The organism is Kaustia mangrovi, from assembly GCF_015482775.1.
In the GTDB taxonomy this organism is placed as follows: domain Bacteria; phylum Pseudomonadota; class Alphaproteobacteria; order Rhizobiales; family Im1; genus Kaustia; species Kaustia mangrovi.
The window spans coordinates 3,807,765-3,827,582 of sequence record NZ_CP058214.1; the positions used below are offsets into that span (position 1 = coordinate 3,807,765).

At 69.0% G+C, this 19,818-nt stretch carries 12 protein-coding genes; 7 read left to right on the forward strand and 5 right to left on the reverse strand.

The genetic code is table 11. The features are described from left to right. Positions 1–175 precede the first annotated feature (175 nt). From HW532_RS17930 to HW532_RS17945, 4 genes are all read left to right on the forward strand, one after another. Positions 176–2,398: a LysM peptidoglycan-binding domain-containing protein gene (locus HW532_RS17930; RefSeq protein ID WP_213161776.1), complete on the forward strand. Its 2,223-nt coding sequence runs from the start codon at positions 176–178 to the stop codon at positions 2,396–2,398. Positions 2,399–2,528: 130 nt separating this feature from the next. Further along, a complete protein-coding gene (locus HW532_RS17935; protein ID WP_213161777.1) occupies positions 2,529–4,448 on the forward strand; it encodes an ABCB family ABC transporter ATP-binding protein/permease in 1,920 nt (639 codons plus the stop codon). Positions 4,449–4,489: 41 nt separating this feature from the next. Then, a complete protein-coding gene (locus tag HW532_RS17940) occupies positions 4,490–5,197 on the forward strand; it encodes a phosphatidylserine decarboxylase (RefSeq protein ID WP_246479287.1) in 708 nt (235 codons plus the stop codon). A gap of 25 nt (positions 5,198–5,222) precedes the next feature. Then, a complete protein-coding gene (locus HW532_RS17945) occupies positions 5,223–6,095 on the forward strand; it encodes a CDP-alcohol phosphatidyltransferase family protein (RefSeq protein ID WP_213161778.1) in 873 nt (290 codons plus the stop codon). A 4-nt stretch (positions 6,096–6,099) separates the two neighbouring features. On the opposite strand, the gene HW532_RS17950 is transcribed toward HW532_RS17945, so the two are convergent. From HW532_RS17950 to HW532_RS17960, 3 genes are all read right to left on the reverse strand, one after another. After that, positions 6,100–6,504 carry a hypothetical protein gene (locus HW532_RS17950; protein WP_213161779.1) on the reverse strand — a complete coding sequence of 135 codons (405 nt, stop codon included), beginning with the start codon at positions 6,502–6,504 and terminating at the stop codon, positions 6,100–6,102. Positions 6,505–6,605: 101 nt separating this feature from the next. After that, a complete protein-coding gene (locus tag HW532_RS17955; protein WP_213161780.1) occupies positions 6,606–9,794 on the reverse strand; it encodes an efflux RND transporter permease subunit in 3,189 nt (1,062 codons plus the stop codon). A 1-nt stretch (position 9,795) separates the two neighbouring features. Further along, entirely contained in the window at positions 9,796–10,917 is a 1,122-nt protein-coding gene (locus HW532_RS17960) for an efflux RND transporter periplasmic adaptor subunit (RefSeq protein ID WP_213161781.1), read from the reverse strand. Between the two features lie 362 nt (positions 10,918–11,279). Here HW532_RS17960 and HW532_RS17965 point away from each other — a divergent pair, with 362 nt between their 5' ends. From HW532_RS17965 to hpnH, 3 genes are all read left to right on the forward strand, one after another. Further along, entirely contained in the window at positions 11,280–12,689 is a 1,410-nt protein-coding gene (locus tag HW532_RS17965) for an aspartate aminotransferase family protein (protein ID WP_213161782.1), read from the forward strand. A 48-nt stretch (positions 12,690–12,737) separates the two neighbouring features. Continuing rightward, positions 12,738–15,404 (forward strand): MMPL family transporter, encoded by a 2,667-nt coding sequence (locus tag HW532_RS17970; protein WP_213161783.1) that lies wholly within the window; start codon positions 12,738–12,740, stop codon positions 15,402–15,404. 227 nt (positions 15,405–15,631) lie between these two features. Then, the gene (hpnH, locus tag HW532_RS17975) at positions 15,632–16,834 is read left to right on the forward strand and encodes an adenosyl-hopene transferase HpnH (protein ID WP_213161784.1); all 1,203 of its coding nucleotides are present in this window, start codon (positions 15,632–15,634) and stop codon (positions 16,832–16,834) included. 146 nt (positions 16,835–16,980) lie between these two features. On the opposite strand, the gene HW532_RS17980 is transcribed toward hpnH, so the two are convergent. Both HW532_RS17980 and shc read right to left on the reverse strand, forming a co-directional pair. Then, positions 16,981–17,661, reverse strand: coding sequence for a phosphorylase family protein (locus tag HW532_RS17980; protein ID WP_213161785.1), 681 nt, complete (start codon positions 17,659–17,661; stop codon positions 16,981–16,983). Positions 17,662–17,701: 40 nt separating this feature from the next. Next, positions 17,702–19,750, reverse strand: a complete 2,049-nt coding sequence (gene shc / locus HW532_RS17985; protein WP_213161786.1) for a squalene--hopene cyclase — start codon at positions 19,748–19,750, stop codon at positions 17,702–17,704. Between the last annotated feature and the right edge of the window lie 68 nt (positions 19,751–19,818).

The following is a 19,818-nucleotide window of genomic DNA, read 5'->3' on the forward strand; positions in this document are numbered from 1 at the left end:
CACGAGCTTGCCCCAGTCCCTATGTTCGTGGCAAATGAACCCAGAAGATGGGTGGGGCTCGAGGCGACCGGCCGAGCCGGCGGCGCCTGCGAAAATGATGAACGGGGCAGCAGCCTGCCTCGTTCCCGGCCTTGGGGCAGGCCGGGAACGGTAACGGGTTGCGGATCGGTGATCGATGAAGAATCCGCTTGTTATCGGCGTCATACTCGCCCTGGCTGCTCTGGGCGTGCTGCTGTATGCGAGAGGCGACGACCTGTTGCGGTGGCGCGAGACGGCGCGGTTGCCGGCGACCCCCGAGACCGGTACGCAGCCCCGTGTCGCCGACAAGGCGGACGAAGGCGCGCCCGCCCCGCAAGCCGGCGCCTCCGGCGGCACATCCGAAGACCGCACGGCACCGCGCGGGACCGATGGCGAACGGCCCGCCGAAACGGCCACCGCCCCCGAAGCGTCCGAACCTGCCGGCGACGGCGAGTCCGCGGACAAGCCGGCCATGACGGCCGAGACATCCCGGGAGACAACGGCCGGGCAGCCTTCGAGGGAAGCCACCGGCGAGCCGTCCGCGCAGCCGGAGGAGGAAAAGCCGTCGGCTGCCCCGCAGAAGACGGAGGCCGGTGCCGTCCAGCCGCCGTCCTTCGATATCGTCCGCGTCGAGGAGGACGGCACGGCGGTGATCGCGGGGCGCGCCGCGCCCGGCGCGAGCGTCTCCGTCATGCTCGACGACAATGAAATCGGCGAGGCGGTTGCCAATGAACGCGGCGAATGGGTGGTGCTGGTCGAGCGGCCGATCAGGCCCGGCGACCATCAGCTCTCCGCCAGGGCGGTGCGGGGCGAGGGCCCGGAGGTGAGATCGAGCCAGACCATCGCGCTCGCCCTGCCCGAGCACAGCCGCGACGAGCCGCTGATCGTCGCCAAGGAGCCGGGCGCGCCGAGCAAGGTTCTGCAGAAACCGTCGCGGGTGCCTGAAAGCGCCGGCGGGCAGGAGACGCCGGCCGCGTCCGGCGAGCCCGAACGGACCGCCTCGGCGGAGCAGACCGCTCCGGCGGAACGGGATGCGGCGTCCGGCGAGACGGGCGGGGAGGAGGCGGCGGCATCCGGCGAGACCCCCGTCGCCCAGACCGGCCTGCCCCTGATGCTCGACACGGTCGATTACAACGATGCGGGCGACATCATCTTCTCCGGTCGTGCGCCTGCGGGCGCGACGGTCAGGCTCTATGTGGACAACAGGCTCGTCGCCGATGCCGAGGCCGGCGCGGACGGCACCTGGCACTATGCCGGGCGCAAGGAAATCGCACCGGGCGCGCATTCCCTTCGTCTCGATCAGATCAATCCGGACGGCAAGGTCGTGAGCCGCGTCGAGCTGCCCTTCGTGCGCGCCGAGCCCGACGCGATCGCCCGGCTCGCGCAGGCCCGCCGGCAGAGCGCCGAGGCGAAGGCGCGCGCGCAGGATCCCCGTCCGGCGGACGGGGAGAGCCGCACAGCCGACGCCGGGGAAGACGGCGGCACGCCGCCTCGGCAGACCGCCGAGGTTTCGCCCTCCGCCGGAACGTCCGGCGCGCCGCAGGGCGCGGAGCCGTCCTCGGGCGCGCCACAGGACGAAGAGGCATCCGGGACCTCCGGGACAGGCACGACCGAAGAGGCGACAGGCAGCGGGGAGAGCCGGACGGCCAGCGCCGCACAGCCGGGCACGGCACTCTCCTGGACGGAACCCCGGTCGGGCTCGGCGCAGCCCAGGACCGCCGCATCGGACCGCCGGAAGGCCCCGGATGTGTCGCCGGTCGAAGGCGGTGTCAAGGAGACCGGCAGCACTCCTGAAGAAACGGCGTCGCGGACACCTCCGGCCGGGACCGGCGGGACGGAGAAGACAACCGGAGAGGCCGGGCTGCCGACCGAAACCGCCGGCGGTGAGACGGGACGGGCCTCCGATACCGCCATTGCCAGCCGTGCGCCTTCGGATGACGCGACGCCCCCGGCGGCGGGGGATGAGACCGGAGAGGATGCCGGGATCGTGGAGGAGCCTGCCGCCGCGAAGCCGCAAGGGTCGCCGGACATGACGGACCGCTCGCAGACGGAAGCCGACGGCCAGCCGGCGCAGGAGCCGGGAGCCGGCGCGGCCGGGGCGCAGGACCAGCCGGAGACCGCGCCCGGAGCCACCATTGGCGGCCAGGGCTATGTCATCATCCAGCCGGGCAACAATCTGTGGCGCATCGCGCGGGTGGTCTATGGCCGTGGCACCGAGTACACCGTGATCTACGAGGCCAACAAGACCCAGATCCGCGACCCCGATCTCATCTATCCGGGCCAGGTCTTCGCGACACCCGGCGTCGCGCCGCCCAACTACATTCCGCCAGACCGGCGCGAGCCGCTCGACGGGGACGCGGAGCCCGCCGAGACGCAATGACCCGCGCGGGCGCGCGGTTTGATCGCACCGCCCGCTGTTCCTACATTCCGGGAGGCCCCCGGACCGCCGCCGCCGAGAGGACGGCGGGTCCGGGATTTTCAGTTCACCGGCAACGCGTACAAAGCACCCTATGGTCGACCAGCCTGCAGACACGACGCCCGACCGCGAGCCCCCGCGCGACGGCGGCCACATGGAGACGCTGAGGGGCATCCTGCCCTATCTGTGGCCGGAGGGGCGCAGCGACCTGCGCTGGCGCGTCGTGCTCGCCATGCTGGCACTGGTGGTCGCCAAGGTCGTCACGGTCGCCACGCCCTTCGCCTACAAGGCCGCCGTCGACGCGCTCGCGCCCGTCAGCGAGGAGGGGCCCGCGGCCACGACCGCCGCCGCCATCGTGGCGGTGCCGGTGGCGCTCATCCTGGCCTATGGCGCGGGGCGGGTGTTCATGGTGGTGTTCGCCCAGCTGCGCGAGGGGCTGTTCGCAAGCGTCGGCCAGAATGCCGTGCGCCGGCTCGCCGACCGGACCTTCCGCCACCTCCACGCCCTGTCCCTGCGCTTCCACCTGGAGCGGCGCACGGGCGGTCTCAGCCGGGTCATCGAGCGCGGCACCAAGGGCATCGAGGTGATCCTGCGCTATTCGCTGTTCAACACCTTCCCGACCCTTGTGGAGCTGGCGCTCGTCTGTGGCATTCTCGCATGGAACTTCGGCTGGCCGTTCGCCGCCATCACGGGCGTGACGGTGCTGTTCTACATCTGGTTCACCTACCGCGCGACGGAATGGCGGATGGAAATCCGCCGCCAGATGAACGACGCCGATACCGACGCCAACACCAAGGCCATCGACAGCCTGCTCAATTTCGAGACGGTGAAGTATTTCGCCAACGAGGAGCACGAGGCCCGCCGCTTCGACCGGTCCATGGCGCGCTACGAAAAGGCGGCGACGCGCACCTTCACCTCGCTGGCGGCGCTCAACAGCGGCCAGATCGTCATCTTCTCCATAGGCCTCACCGCGATCATGCTCATGGCCGCGCGCGGCGTCTCGCAGGGCGCGATGACGGTTGGCGACTTCGTTCTGGTCAACTCCTTCCTGATCCAGCTCTACATGCCGCTCAATTTCCTCGGCTCGACCTATCGCGACATCAAGCAGGGGCTGATCGATATCGAGGCGATGTTCGATCTCCTGGAGGTCGAGCCGGAGATCTGGGATCGTCCGGGCGCGACGGAGCTGAAGGTCGGCGAGGGCGAGATCGTCTTCGACCGTGTCTCCTTCGCCTATGACAGGGCGCGCCCGATCCTGCGCGATGTGAGCTTCACGATCCGGCCGGGCCACACGCTCGCCATCGTGGGGCCGAGCGGGGCCGGCAAGTCGACCATCTCGCGGCTGCTCTTCCGCTTCTACGAGGTGTCCGACGGGGCGATCCGGATCGACGGGCAGAATGTCGCCGAGGTGACGCAGGCCTCCCTGCGCGCCGCCATCGGCATGGTTCCCCAGGATACCGTGCTGTTCAACGACACGATCCGCTACAACATCCGCTACGGCCGCCCCGATGCGAGCGACGAGGAGGTGGAGGCGGCGGCGAAGCTCGCCCAGATCCACGATTTCGTCATGGCGCTGCCGGGCGGCTACGACACGATCGTCGGCGAACGCGGCCTGAAGCTGTCGGGCGGCGAGAAGCAGCGCGTCTCCATCGCGCGCACCATTCTCAAGGGACCGCCCATCCTCGTTCTCGACGAGGCGACCTCCGCGCTCGACACCCATACCGAGCGCGAGATCCAGTCCGCGCTCGGCCAGGTCTCGCGCGACCGCACCACGCTCGTCATCGCGCACCGCCTGTCGACGGTGGTCGATGCCGACGAGATCATCGTTCTGGAAGCGGGCCGGATCGCCGAGCGCGGCCGCCACGACGAGCTCCTGGCCGCGGGCGGCGTCTATTCGAGCATGTGGAATCGCCAGCGCGAGGCCGACGAGGCGCGCGAGCGCCTTGCCCAGACGGGCGAGGATCGCGGCCCGACGGCGGAGGAACAGGCACTTGCCAGCCTGACCGCGAAATAGGACAACAGGGCAGCCATGCCAGACAAGGAAGGGGACGAGACGTGAACGGCCTTCTGGACACAATCCGCTCGACGCTCGCGCCGGTTCACCGCGAGGGCTATCGCTTCGTCGCGATCTTCGCGATCGTGACGCTCGCCCTGTTCGTGTTCGTGGCGGACTGGCTCGGCTGGATCGGCGTCGTGCTCACCATCTGGTGCGCCTATTTCTTCCGCGACCCGGACCGCGTGACCCCCTTGCGCGAGGGGCTGGTGATCAGCCCCGCCGACGGGCGGGTCTCCGCCATCGAGGAGGTCGTCTCGCCGCCGGAGACGGGGCTCGACGGCGAGCGGCGCGTGCGCGTCTCCATCTTCATGAATGTCTTCGACGTCCATGTGAACCGGTCCCCCGTCGCCGGCCGCATCGCGGCGATGAGCTATATTCCGGGCAAGTTCCTCAATGCCGAGCTCGACAAGGCGAGCGACGAGAACGAGCGGCAGGGCTTCCGGATCGAGATGGCCGACGGCACGGCCATCGGCATGGTCCAGATCGCCGGCCTCGTCGCGCGGCGCATCGTGCGCTTCGCCAAGGAGGGCGACCGGGTGGGGCCCGGCGAGCGCGTCGGCATGATCCGCTTCGGCAGCAGAGTGGACGTCTACCTGCCCAGCGGGCACAATCCGCTCGTGGCCATCGGCCAGCGCGCCATTGCCGGCGAGACGGTGCTTGCGGACCTCGCCTCCGACGAGCCGGAGCGCGAGGCGCGCCTTGGCTGAGAAGGGCTCCAGGAGGGCGCGGACCATGTCCTGGCCGGAATTCGAATCCTTCGATCCCGCCCAGCGCGCGCGCGAGCAGCGCCTGCGCCGCTTCAAGCGCGTGCCGGTGCGCTTCCTCCTGCCCAACCTCATCACGCTTCTGGCGCTGTGCTCCGGCGTGACCGCCATCCGCATGGGGGTGGAGGGGCGCTACGAGCTGGCCGTCGCCGCGGTCATCCTGGCCATCGTGCTCGATGCGCTCGATGGGCGCGTCGCGCGCCTGCTCAAGGGCACGTCGCGCTTCGGGGCGGAGCTCGACTCGCTTGCCGATTTCGTCAATTTCGGCGTCGCGCCGGCCGTTCTCGTCTATCTGTGGTCGCTCAACGAGCTGAAGAGCCTCGGCTGGATCGTCGCGCTCGGTCTCGCCATCTGCTGCGCACTGCGGCTCGCCCGGTTCAATGTGGCGCTCGACGACCCGGACCGCCCGGCCTTCATGATGAACTTCTTCACCGGCGTGCCGGCGCCGGCGGGGGCGGGGCTGGCGCTCCTGCCCATGTATCTGGGGTTTCTGGGGCTCGTTCCCCATGGCGAGGTGGTCGCCCTGTTCGTGCTGCCCTATACGGCCTGTGTGGGCCTGCTGATGGTGAGCCAGCTTCCCACATTCTCCGGCAAGGCGCTCGGCCAGCGCGTGCGCCGCGACATGGTGCTGCCGATCCTGCTGATCATGGTGCTCGGCGCGGCCCTGCTGCTGAGCTTCCCCTGGCACATGCTGACGGCCATTGCGGTCGGCTATATCGCCAGCCTGCCGCTGGGGTTCCGCTCCTATCGCCGGCAGGCCCGGCGCTTCGCGATGCGCCACGGCAAGGCGCCGGCCCCGGAGGCCGCTGCCGATGTTGCCAGGGGCGACGAGGCGGAATGAGGCCTCAGCAGCCGAACGCCATCAGGCAGGCATCCTCGTCGGCCAGGCAGTCCTCGCGCAGGAGCTGGTTGGTGCCGGCATGCTCCCGGCAGGATGCGAGATAGGAGGAGCAGGTCTCGCGCGAGGCCGCGCTGCAGGCAGGCACCGGCTTGTCGGCCAGGCAGGCCGTGAGATCGCTGTAGCAGCCCGTCCGCCAGGACTGGAAGCCATAGGCCGCCTCCACGCAGACGGAATAGACCTCCCAGCAATAGGGGACGCTGGAGGGCTTCAGCTCCTGAGCCCGTCCCGGCCCCGGGGCGAGCATCATGGCCGCGGCTATGGCGGCGAGCGCAACGGCGCGAAGCGAATCCGGATAGCCCATCACCCCCTCGGCGATCTTGAACGAGCGCCCGATTGTGCGGTTTGCCACATTCTTGTCAAAGAAAACGGCGCCACCGCGCAGGATTCGGCCTCCCGGTGTCGCAAGAATGACACGCGCGGACAGGTTCGCGGAACGGGCGTGTCCGCCGCTCAGGAGGCGGGATCCGCCGCCGTGTCCCGGGTTTCCCCGCGCCGGCGCGCGCGCCGGCCGGCGAGGCTGCGCCGCCACACGGTCGGTGCGGCGAGAAGAACGGGGATCAGGAGCAGCGTCAGCAGGGTCGCGAAGGCCAGCCCCGAAATGATCGCGGTCGCGAGCTGCACCCACCAGCTCGAGCTGATCGAGCCGATATCGACCGACCGGTTCACGAAGTCCACATCGACCTGCAGCGCCATCGGCAGGAGGCCGAAAATGGTGGTGACCGTGGTCAGGAGCACCGGCCTCAGGCGCTGGGCGCAGGTGCGCACCACTGCGTCGAGCGCCTCGTAGCCCGCCTCCAGAAGCCGCTGATAGGTGTCGATCAGCACGATGGCGTTGTTCACCACGATGCCGGCGAGGGCGACGATGCCCGTGCCCGTCATGATCACGGAGAAGGGCTGGCCCGTCGCCAGCATGCCGAGCAGGACGCCGGCCACCGACATGACCACCGTCGAGAGCGTGAGGGCGGTGTGGTAGAAGCTGTTGAACTGGGTGACGAGGATCAGGAACATCATGAAGATGGAGACGAGCAGCGCCTTCACCAGGAAGGCCTGGCTCTCCTTCTGACCCTCGTCGGCGCCGCCGAAGGAGAACTGGACGCCGGCCGGCCAGTCCTGCGTGTCCATCCATGCCCTGATCTCGCGGACCTTGTCGTCGGCAAGGACCCCCGCGGCGGCATTGGCCTTCACCACGATGGAGGGCTTGCCGTCGCGCCGGAACAGCGTGTCGACGGCGGGCTGGGGCGTGCGCTCGACGAAATTGGCGATCGGGACGAGGCCGTTCGGCGTCTGCAGGCGCAGCTCGTCGAGCCGGGCGACGGAGCGTTCGCCCTCCGGCAGCCGAACGCGGATATCGACCTCGTCGCGGGCGTCGTCGGGCCGGTAGGTGCTGACCAGGACGCCATTGGTGACGAGCTGCACGAGCGCGCCCACCGAGGCGATGTCGGCACCGAAGCGGCCGGCCTCCTCGCGGTCGATGGTGAGCGCCCAGTCGATGCCGGGCAGCGAGGAATCGTCCTCGATATCGGTGAGCCCGGTCATGGCGTCTTCCATGTGCTCGCGCACGCGCCTGGCGGCAGCGGCGACCTTGGCGCGCTCCTGCGAGCGAACCTCCACCTGGATGTCCTTGCCGGTGGGCGGACCGTCCTCCTGGGCGCGAACCTCCACAATGATGCCGGGAATTTCGGCCGCCCGCTCGCGAATGTCCTGGAGGATCTCCTGGCCCGGCCTGCGCTCCTCATAGGGGCCGAGCTCGATCAGCAGCTTGCCGATCACGTCGAGCGGCGTGTCGCCGCCATTGTCGCCGAAGCCCATGCTGCGCCCGCCGTTTCCGGCCGATGTCGCGATGGTCTCGATGCCGTTCATGGCGCGCACCACGTCCTCCACCTCGCGGGTGAGGGTGAGTTGCTCGCCCGCGGACAGGTTGCCGCGCGCGCGGATATAGATGCTCGCCTGCTGCGGCTCGGTCTCCACAAAGAAGGTCACGCCGTTGTTGAACGCGCCGTAGCCCGCGAAGATGCCGCCGAGGATGAGGACGGCCGCGACGAGCACGGGGCCGGGATGGCGCACGAGCCGCTGGAGCAGGCGGATATAGGCGCCGGTGAAGCCCGGAAGCGTGCCGAGATCGCCGGAGTCCTGGCCCGCGAGCCGCTTCAGCGTGACGTCGTCGGCCTGCTCGCTCTTGCCGATGAGCGAGCCGAGAACGGGCAGGAAGATCATCGCGGTGATGAGCGAGGCGGTCAGCACCACCACCACCGTGATCGGCAGGTTGGCCATGAACTTGCCCGTCACGCCGGGCCAGAACAGCATGGGCAGGAAGGCGGCGAGCGTCGTCGCCGTCGACGAGGCGACGGGCCAGAACATGCGCTTTGCGGCAAGCCGGTAGGCCTCGCCGCGCACCAGCCCCTCCGCCATCTTGCGGTCGGCATATTCGGTGATCACGATGGCGCCGTCGACCAGCATGCCGACGGTCAGCACCATGCCGAAGAGCAGCATGTTGTTGATGGTGAGCCCCGCCATCTCCACGATCAGGAAGCTCACCATGAAGGAGGTCGGGATGGCGAGGCCGACGAGCAGGCCGGAGCGGATGCCGAGCGCGGCCACCACGATGATCAGCACCAGCGCCATGGCTGTCATGATCGCCGACTGGAGCGAGCCGAGCATCTGGTAGATGACCTCCGACTCGTCGAGCGCGTAGTCGACATGGACGTTCGACGGCCAGTCGGCGGTCGCCGCATTGACCGCGTCGCGGACGGCCTGGTTGGTCTCGATGATGTTCTCGCCGATCCGCTTCACCACGGAGATGGTGATGGCCGGTTCGCCGTTGAACCGGGCATAGCTCGTCGCGTCCTTGAAGGTGCGGCGGATCTCGGCCACCTGGCCGAGCGTCACGACCGTGCCGTCGGAGACCTTGACGGGAATGGCGTAGACGTCGCGCGCGGTCTCGAACAGCCCAGGCACCTTGATGCTGAACCGGCCCTCTCCGGTGTCGATGTCGCCCGCCGCGACGAGCTGGTTGTTCTGCGTGACCGCGGCGATGAGCTCCTGCTGGAGTATGCCGTAGGACTGCAGCGCCATCCGGTCGATCACGACCTCCAGCAGCTCCTCGCGCTGGCCGGCGAGATTGGCCTCCAGCACGGAGGGTACCGTCTCGATCTCGTCCTGCAGGCTGCGCGCGAGCCTGTAGAGCGTGCGCTCGGGCACATTGCCCGACAGCGCCACGATGATGGTGGGGAAGAGGCTCAGATTGATCTCGTTGACGACCGGCTCCTCCGCGCTCGTTGGCAGCTCGGCCTTGGCGATATCGACCTTCTCGCGCACCTTCTGGCTGGCGACGTCGAGATCGACCTCCGGCTCGAACTCCACGATGATGGAGGCATGGCCCTGCGTGGCGATGGAGGTGATCTCCTTCAGCCCCGAAAGCCCGCGCAGCTCCGCCTCCATCGGCTTCACCAGAAGGCGCTCGCCGTCCTCCGGCGACACGCCCTGGAGCGCGATGGAAATGTAGAAGGCGGGGATCTGGATGTCGGGCCGCGCCTCCTTGGGGATCGTGACGTAGCTCACGATGCCGGCGATCACCATGACCACCATCAGCGACAGCACGGTGCGCGGCCGCGACAGGATCGCATCGAGGGCGGACATCATCTCAGTTGGCCTCCACCAGCCCGCCGGCCGGCGTCGTATTGGCGCCGAGTACCGACGGCACGGTCTCCACGGGTTGGCCGTCGAGCACATAGTCCTGGCCGACCGTGATGAGCGTGACCGTTTCCGGCAGGCCCGCGACCCACAGGCCCTCGCGCGTCTCCGCGAGGATCTCCAGGGGCATGAAGCGGGCCGTGCCGCCCGCATCGACCGTCATGACGCCGACCCTCCCGCGCTCGTCGAGCGTCAGGGCGGAGGAGGGGATCCTGTGGGCGGACCGGGGCTTGAGCGGCAGGACCAGCCGGGCGGTGATGCCGGCGCGGATCCTTTCGTCCCGGTTCGGCGCGTCGAGCTCGATGCGGAAGGTCCGCGTCTCGCTGTCGGCGCGCGGCGAGATGAAGGCGAGGCGGCCCTCCACGGTCTGCCCGTCGACGAGCCTTGCGCTGCCGGCCATGCCGAGGGAGAGCGCCTCCACGTCGCGCTCGCTGACCTGCGCGCTCACCACGATGGGGTCGAGCACCGTCACGGTCGCGCAGGCCTGTCCGACCTGCAGGAAGGAGCCGAGATCGGCCGGGCGGCTCTCCACGATGCCGGCAATGGGGGAGGTGACGGTCGTATAGGCGATGTCGCGCTCGATCCTGTCGACCTCGGCCTGCGCGGCGTCGAAGGCCGCGCGGGCGGAGGCGAGCTGGCTTTCGGAGGTGTATTTCTTGCTGGCGAGCTGCTGGGCGGCCTCGAAATCGCGCTGGGCGCTGGCGAGCTGGGCGCGCGCCTGGGCGAGGGCGGCGGTGCGCTCGGCGATGTCGAGCTGGCAGAGGACGGCTCCGGCCTCCACCCGGTCGCCCTCCCTGTGGGGCACCTTTTCCACGATGCCGCCGGTGCGCGCGCGCACTTCCACGCGCTGGTCGGCCTCGGTCTGGCCGGGCAGGACGAGCTCTTCGGTGTGCTCCTGCGCGGTGAGCGTTGCCGTGCGCACGCGGAAGGCCTGGCTGGTGTCCTTGTCGGTTTCCGCCTTGCCGGTGCCGTCCGCGGACGGGGCGGGAGGCGAGGGCAGCAGATAGCCGGAGGCCAGCCAGCCCGCGATCACGACGGTCACCAGTCCCGCCCAGATATAAGAACGCCGCATGGGTTCGGTTCCCCGTTTCGGCCGTCCGGCCGGAGAATGGCGGTCCTCGGCGTATCTCTCGCCGTCCCTCCGGACCTTCGGGACGGCATGCCTGTGCGCCGGACGCCGATGCGACAGGAACGCCCGGCCGCGCCCTTCGGGATGAACCCCATCCGCAGGCAATACGCAGCCAATGCGACTTGGGGTTTACAACAGGTCGCCATCCGACGACAAGAAGACAGGTGCGTCCCGCGGGCGCGATCGCAGGCCGGTCCGGCACCCATGTGTGCAAATGCCGCGCAAGCGCCGCGATTGTTGCTTTGGGGGCGCGTTTCTGTCCTATTCCCGTCCCTGTGGTAGATTTGGGCACGAGGCAGGCGAGCATGCCGTTCGATATCACGACCCTTATGGCCGAGCATCAGGGGCGCAACTACGCGCTCCACGAGGCCCATGTGAATCCGCGTTTCGCCAAGGTGCTGAAGCTGATCGGCTTCGACCGCTGCTATGTTCGTGCGAGCGGGCCCCATCTGTGGGACGATCACGGGCGCCAGTATCTCGACATGCTGGCGGGCTACGGCGTGTTCCATGCCGGGCGCAACCATCCCGAGATCCGCCGCGCGCTCACCGAGTTCATGGCGGCGGACTATCCCTCGCTCGTCCAGATGGAGGCGCCGCTCCTGTCCGGCGTTCTGGCCGAGGAGCTCAAGGCGCGGGTCGGCTACGGGCTCGACACCGTCTATTTCACGAGCACGGGGGCGGAGGGCAACGAGACCGCCATCAAATTCGCGCGCTGCGCCACCGGCAAGTCTCATATCCTCTTTGCGAGCTCCGCCTTCCACGGCCTCACCAACGGCGCGCTGTCGGTCAATGGCGGGCAGGACTTCCGGGCCGGCTTCGACCCGCTCCTGCCGGATACCGGCATGGTTCCCTTCGGCGATGCCGCGGCGCTGGAGCAGGCGCTCAGGGCGGGCAACGTCGCCGCCTTCATCGTGGAGCCCGTCCAGGGCAAGGGCGTGAACATCCCGCCCGACGGCTATCTCGCGGAGGCCTCCAGGCTCTGCCGCAAATACGGCGCGCTGTTCGTCGCCGACGAGGTTCAGTGCGGCATGGGGCGCACCGGGCGCTTCCTCGCGATCCATCACGAGGAGGGGGCGGAGCCCGACATCGTCGTGCTCTCCAAGGCGCTCTCGGGAGGCTATGTGCCGGTCGGCGCGGTGCTCACCCGCCGGGAGATCTACGACAAGGTGTTCTCCACGCTCGACCGCGCCGTGGTGCATTCCTCCACCTTCGGCCAGGGCAGCCTCGCCATGGTCGCGGGGCTGGCGAGCCTTGCGGTGCTGGACGACGAGCGCCTCATGGAGAACGCCACCCGCATGGGCGACATTCTGGGCCGCGGGCTCGCCGAGATGGCCGGGCGCTACGAGTTCATCCACGATGTGCGCTGGCGCGGGCTGATGCTCGCCATCGAGTTCGGCCGTCCGAAGTCTTTCTCGCTCAAGACCGGCTGGAGCACCATCACCCGGCTCAATCCGGACCTCTTCTGCCAGGGCGTCACCATCCCGCTCCTTGAGGATCACGGCATCCTCACCCAGGTGGCGGGCCATCACCTGACCACCATCAAGCTCATTCCGCCGCTGGTGATCGACGAATCGGATGTCGGCTGGTTCCTGGAAGGCTTCGACGCGGTCATGGCCCAGCTCCACAAGTTTCCCGGCCCGCTCTGGGAAAGCCTGTTCCGCATCGCGAAGAATTCCGTGTCGAGCGGCAACGGGCGGCGGGCCGCGGCAGGCTGACGGTCGCCGGCAGGTAGCGGATCCCCGGGGAAGGCGGCTAAGGTCCAGATGGCGTTGCGAGACAGGCTTGGGCAGAAGCTCGTGGGCGCGCTCGCCGCCTGCGTGATGTGGTCGTCGCGCCATGCGGCGGCCGTCGTCGCCGGCTTCCTGGTCCTGACCGTGCTCGGCGGCGCGCTCACCGCGACGAGGCTCGGCGTCAACACCGATACGGGCCGCATGATCTCCTCGGAGCTGCCCTTCCGGCAGTCCTTCATGGAGCTGATCGCCACCTTCCCCGCGCTCGACAACAATATCGTGGCGGTGGTGGAGGCAGACGACCCCGACAGGGCGCGCGAGGCGGCGCGCGCGCTGGTCCAGTCCTTCCGGGCGCATCCGGACCTCTTCGACGGCGTCTATGCGCCGGGCGTCGGAGACTTCTTCGACACGCACGGCCTGCTCTATCTCGACCCGCAATCCTTTGCGCGGGTGACCGACCGCATCGCCTCGTCGGCGCCCATTCTCGGCGCGCTCGCGGCACGGCCGGACCTTGCGGGCCTCGCGGGCCTGACCGACCGGCTCGCCGCCGGGGCCGGCGCAGGGCGCCTGCCGGAGGAGGCGGGCGCCTTCTTCGCCAGCCTGGCGCGCGTGGTGGAGGGCCAGATGGATGCAACGCCCGTGGCGCTCGACTGGACGGGCCTCTTCGCGGGCGGCACGGAGCCGGAGCAGACGCGCTGGTACGTCTTCGTGAAGCCCGCCCTCGACTATTCGCGCCTCGATCCGGCGGGACCTGCGCTCGAGGAGGCCCGGCGGCTCGTCGCCGATCCGGAAGCGACCTTTTCCGGCGAGGTCAGCATCCGGCTGACCGGCGAGGCCGCGCTCAATGCGGAGGAGATGGAGACGGTGATGCGCGGGGCGACGCTCGCCGGCATCGTCTCCTTCGTCCTTGTCGGCCTCATCCTCGCCTTCGGAATCCGGTCCGGCCGGCAGGTGATCGCCGCGCTCTCCATGCTCGCGGTGGGACTCGTGCTCACAGCGACGGCGGCGACCGTGACGGTCGGCTATCTCAATCTCATCTCGGTGGCCTTCGCGGTGCTCTTCGTCGGGCTCGGCATCGACTATGCGATCCATTTCGGCCTGCGTTACGAGGAGGAACGGCGTTTGGGCCATGCCCATGAGGAGGCCCTGCGGCAGACCGCGCACGGCGTCGGCTCGGCCCTTCTCCTGTGCACCGCGACGACGGCCATCGGCTTCCTCGCCTTCACGCCGACCGATTTCGTCGGCATGGCCCAGCTCGGGCTCATCTCGTCGGCGGGCATGCTGGTCGCGCTCGTCTGCGCGACGACGTTCCTGCCGGCGCTCCTGACCCTCCTGCCGCCGCAGCCGCCACGCCGCCACGGTGCGCTCTCCGCCGTCTCCGAACCGCTCCTGAGGCTCCTGTCCGGGCGTCGGTTCCGGCTCGGCGTGACGGTGGCGGTCATCCTCGCCGCGCTCGCCAGCCTCGCCGCCGTGCCCATGGCGCGCTTCGACGGCGACCCGCTCAATCTGAAGGCCCCCGGCGAGCCCGCCGTCACCGCCTTCAAGGACCTGCTCGCGGATGCCGACGCGCCGGTCTATACCGCGGAGATCCTTGCGGATACCCGCGAGGAGGCCGAGGCGTTCGCCAGGCGGTTCGAGGCCCTGCCGGAGGTCGCCGGCGTCGTCACCATCGACACCTTCGTGCCGGAGGGGCAGGCGGACCGGCTCGCCCGGCTCTCGTCGCTCTCGACCGGTCTGCCTCGCTCGGTGAGCACGGACGATCCGGGCCTTGCCGGCGAGGCCCGCCGCGCGGCGCTGACGCGGATGGAATCAGCCCTCGGCCGGATCGCCGGGGCACAGGACGTCGCGGAGGACACGCGGCAGGCCGCGGAGGACCTGCGCGGGCGCATCGCGGCGTTTCTCGACGGCCCCGGGCGCGAGGCGGACGCGCCCGCCCGGCTGGAGCGGGCCGTCTTCCACGGGCTGCCGGGTGCGGTTGCCCGGCTCAATACCATTGTGGGGGCGGGCGAGGTGGACGTCGCCGGGCTCGAGGCCGCGCTCCGCTCGCGCTTCGTCAGCCCGGAGGGACGCTATCGCATAGAGATCCTGCCGCGCGCCGACCTCGCCGATCCCGGCGCCATGGAGCGCTTCGTCCAGGCGGTGCGCACCGTGTCGTGGAACGTGACGGGAAGCCCGGTGGAGATCGTCGGGGCGGCGGGCGTCGTCTCCGAATCCATGCTGTTCGCGACCGTGCTGGCGGCGGGGCTGATCGCGCTCGTCCTCTTCGCGATGCTCTCGCGCGTGCTCGACGTGGTGCTGGTGCTCCTGCCGATCACGCTTGCCGGGGCGATCCTCGTGGCGGCGACGGTGCTGCTCGACATTCCATTCAACTTCGCCAATGTGATCGTGTTGCCCCTGCTGATCGGCCTCGGTGTGGACAGCGGCATCCACCTCGTCATGAGGGCGCGCGAGGAGGCGGAAGGGGGCGCGGGCGAGCCGGCCGGCCATGTCCTCGCCTCGTCGACGCCGCGCGCGGTCTTCCTGTCGGCGCTGACCACCGTCTCCTCGTTCGGCACGCTCGCCCTGTCGGCCCATCGGGGCACGGCCAGCATGGGCGAGCTCCTGATGATCGCCATCGCGCTCACCCTCGTGTGCACCCTGGTCGTCCTGCCGACGCTCGTGGACTGGTCGGCACGGGCCTTTCGGAGGGGGAAGGGCTGACGGGGCCGATCCGCCACAAAACCGGCGCAATCGGCGCGATCTTCTGGTGCTCGAATATTTCGTGATAGAATGCTATTTTGTCTCAACGGGTTGACGGCGGTCGGGTTCTTCAGCCAAAGGATGTCGCAGGAACAGGGTTTCGCACAGGCGGACAGGCGCCGGAATACCGTCCGGCAGACGCCGCCGTTCATGACCTGCGACTGAAGCCAATCATCGGGGTAATCATCGTGGCGGTTCCACTTATCCAGCAGGCGCGTGTCGGCGCTTACATCCTCAAGCAGAAGCTGAAGGGCAACAAGCGCTACCCGCTCGTGCTCATGCTCGAGCCGCTGTTCCGCTGCAACCTGGCCTGTCCGGGCTGCGGCAAGATCGACTACCCCAAGCCGATCCTCGACCAGCGCCTGTCGGTGGAGGAGTGCCTCGAGGCGGTCGACGAGTGCGGCGCGCCCATCGTCTCGATCCCCGGCGGCGAGCCGCTGATCCATCGCGAGATGGACCAGATCGTCAAGGCGATCGTGGACCGCAAGAAGTTCGTCTATCTGTGCACCAACGCGCTGCTCCTGAAGAAGAAGCTCGACCTGTTCGAACCGAGCCCCTATCTCACCTTCTCCGTCCATCTCGACGGGCTGAAGGAGGAGCACGACAAGGCGGTCGACCAGGAGGGCGTGTTCGACAAGGCGGTCGAGGCGATCCGCGAGGCCGTCGCGCGCGGCTTCCGCGTGACCGTCAACTGCACGCTGTTCAACAATGCCGAGCCCGACAAGGTGGCGGAGTTCTTCGACTTCGTCATGACGCTCGGCGTGGAGAGCATCACCGTCTCGCCCGGCTATGCCTATGAGCGCGCCCCGGCGCAGGACCATTTCCTGTCGCGCCGGCAGACCAAGACGCTGTTCCGCGACCTCTTCCGGCTCGGCAAGTCGAACGGGCGCGGCTGGATCTTCAACCAGTCTTCGCTCTATCTCGATTTCCTCGCCGGCAACCAGGAATATTCCTGCACGCCCTGGGGCAACCCGACGCGTAACATCTTCGGCTGGCAGCGGCCCTGCTACCTGATCGGCGAGGGCTTCGCCAAGAGCTTCAAGGAGCTCATGGAGACCACGGACTGGGATTCCTACGGCACCGGGAAATACGAGAAGTGCGCCAACTGCATGGTGCATTGCGGTTTCGAGCCGACGGCGGTGTCCGACACGGTGGCCAATCCCTTCAAGGCGCTGAAAGTGTGGCTTAAGGGGGTGGAGACCGAGAAGCCCATGGCCCCGGAGATCTCGCTCGACAACCAGCGGCCCGCGGCCTACGTCTTCGACCGCCATGTGGACGAGTTCATGGCCGAGATCCACGAGCCCGCCAACGAGGCCGGCGCGCCGGGGGCGAAAAAGGCGTCGGTGACCCTTCTGGACAAGACCGAGACGCAGGAACGCCGCGCGGGCTAGCGCGGCCTTCCGGGGCAGGCCGGAGACGCACGTCTTCCCGCTCATCCCGGCTTTTGCCCGGGATGAGCGGTCTGTTTCGTCTCGCGTGATTCCCGCTTTTTGAAAGCGATCGGCTTTTGGACCTTCAATCGGACACGATTGAAGGTCTAGCCGAGCCGGTGCGCGAGCGCGGCCAGTGCGCGTTTCGCCCGTCCCGTCTGGCGGGCGAGGCGGATGAGCGCGCCGAGCTCGCCGGGATGCGCGGCGAGATGTACCAGGACGGGCAGGGCGGCGGCATGGCCGTCGGCCCGCATTCCCTTGAGCGCGGCGCGCGGGATCGTGTCGCCCGCCCGGTCCGAGATCGCGCGAATCGCAAGGAAAGGCAGGCCCGCCTCCATGGCCGCGCGCGCGACGGCCGCGCTCTCCATGTCGGCGGCCGATGCGCCCGTCCGTGCGCGTAACGCGGCCTTGGCCTCGACCGAGGCGACGGGTTCGGAGAGTGTCGCGAGAACGTCCACGCATTGCAGGGCGGGGTCTCGCGGGGCCTGTGCGGTCAGGTCGCGGCGCCAGTCTTCCGCGCAGTCGAAACGGCTTCCGTCCTCGTCGAGGATCGCTACGGGAAGGATCGCTGTGCCGGGCGCGAGTTCCGGGTCGAGCCCACCCGCAAGCCCGAAGCTCACGAGACCGTCCGCGCCCGCCTCCACGAGCCGCCGCGCGGCCTCATAGGCCCTCCGGGGCCCCGGCCCGTCGCAGGCCACAAGGAGGGACCGGTCGCCGGCCACGCGTCGCCCGGGGCGAACGAGGCACGCCTCCATCTGCAAGCCCGTGACGATGCCGATCCGGCTCATTGCGGTCCCAGCCCTGTGCGTGGGGCGGGCGTCCAGCCCCTCACATTCCCCAGGCGACCTCGCGGCTGTTGCCGCGCTTGAGGTTACGATAGCGCGACAGCGCCCAGACGGGGAAGAACGCGGAATAGCCGTGATAGCGCAGATAGAAGACGCGCGGGAAACCGACCGCGGTGAACCACGGCTCCTCCCACTTCTCGTTCTTGCGTGGCTGCGAGAGGAGGTAGCGAATGCCGCGCTCGACCGGTTCGCTGTCGACCTCGCCGGCGGCCATCAGGGCCAGCACGGCCCAGGCGGTCTGGGAGGGGGTGGAGGCTTTCGTCTCGTCGCGGCGCTCCTGCCAGTAGGTCGCGCCGTCCTCGCCCCAGCCGCCGTCCTCGCGCTGGCGCGAATGGAGCCAGTCCACGGCCTTGCGCACATAGGGCGCCGACATGTCCTCGCCGACGGCGTTGAGCGCGCACAGGACCGACCAGGTGCCGTAGATGTAGTTCGTGCCCCAGCGGCCGAACCAGGAGCCGTCCTCCTCCTGCTCGGTCTTCAGGAAATGAACGCCGCGCGCCACGGTCGGATGGGTGCGGCTGTAGCCGATCTGGGCGAGGAAGCTCAGGCAGCGCGCGGCGACGTCCGACGTCGGCGGGTCGAGCAGCGCGCCGTGATCGGCAAAGGGGATGGAGTTCAGGAAATCGGCATTGTTGTCGATGTCGAAGGCGCCCCAGCCGCCATTGGAGCTCTGCATGCCCTCGATCCAGCGCGCCGCGCGCTCGATACGGTCCTTGTAGCCCTCCGGATCGGTCCGGTGGAGCAGCATGCCGACCACGGCGGTATCGTCGACATCGGGGTAGTGGTCGTTATTGTACTGAAACGCCCAGCCGCCGGGCTCCAGATCGGGCGCGTTGATCGCCCAGTCGCCCTTCACGTCGGTGATCTGGCGGTCGACCAGCCAGTCGCAGGCCGCCTTCACGGAGGGCGTGCTGTCCTCGCCGCTCTCGCTCAGCGCATGGGCGGCAAGGGCGGTATCCCAGACGGGCGAAACGCAGGGCTGGCAGTAGCGCGGCTCGCCGTCGCGTTCCTCGCGCGCGGCCACGAGCAGATTCCTGATCGATTGCCGGGCGGTGACGAGGTCCGGATCGTCCTTGGGATAGCCGAGCGCGGTGAAGGCCATGACGGAGTTCGCCATGGCCGGGAAGATCGCGCCGAGCCCGTCCTCGCCATTGAGGCGCGGCTTGATGAAGTCGAGCGCGGCCTGGATGGACTTCGCCCGTGTCGGCAGGCGCGGGAAGACGTGTTTCTCCGTGGGCTGCAGCACCTTGTCGAGCGCCAGGAAGAAGCTGCCCCAGCGGCTGCCCGTGGGGTTGGTGAGCCATTTGCGGATCTTCTCCGGCGGTGTGCGGAAGATCTCCTGGCAGTGCGCGCCGGTCGGGTTCTTCGCGCGCGGCTTGAGGGCGGCGAGGATGAGCAGCGGCGCTATGACCGTGCGCGACCAGTAGGAGAACCGCCACATGTTCACCGGGAACCAGCGCGGCATCAGCATGAGTTCCGCCGGCATCACCGGCACGGCGCGCCACGGCACCTCGCCGAACAGCGCCAGCGCATAGCGGGTGAAGACATTGGACGTCTCCGCCCCGCCATGGGCGAGGATCGCCTCCCGCGCGCGCTTCATGTGCGGCGCGTCCGGATCGTCGCCGACGATCTTCAGCGCGTAATAGGCCTTCACGCTGGCGGAGATGTTGAAGTCGCCGTCATGGAACAGCGGCCAGCCGCCATGGCGGTCGGACTGGATGGAGCGCAGATATTCGCCGAGCTCGGCCTCGAGCTCCGGCTCGGGCTCGCCGAGGAAATGGTTGAGGAAGATGTATTCGGCCGGAATCGTGGCGTCCGCCTCGAGCTCGTAGACGATGTGGCCATCGTCCTTCTGGCGTCCGGCCAGCGCTCTGGAAGTTTCCTCCACCGTGGCCTCCACCTCGTCCAGGAGGCTCTTCGGGCGCGATGTCGTCTCGACTGCCGGTGCGGGCTGCGCAGGCGTCTCACCGGCCGTGGCGCGTTTGCGCCGGCCGCCGAAGGCTCCCCGGAAGGTCTCCGCAATCGAAACCATGTCAACTCCAGCTGTTCAGAACCGTTTCGTGTGCTGCCCAAGCACTGGTAGGTGTCCCGGCGCGGCCG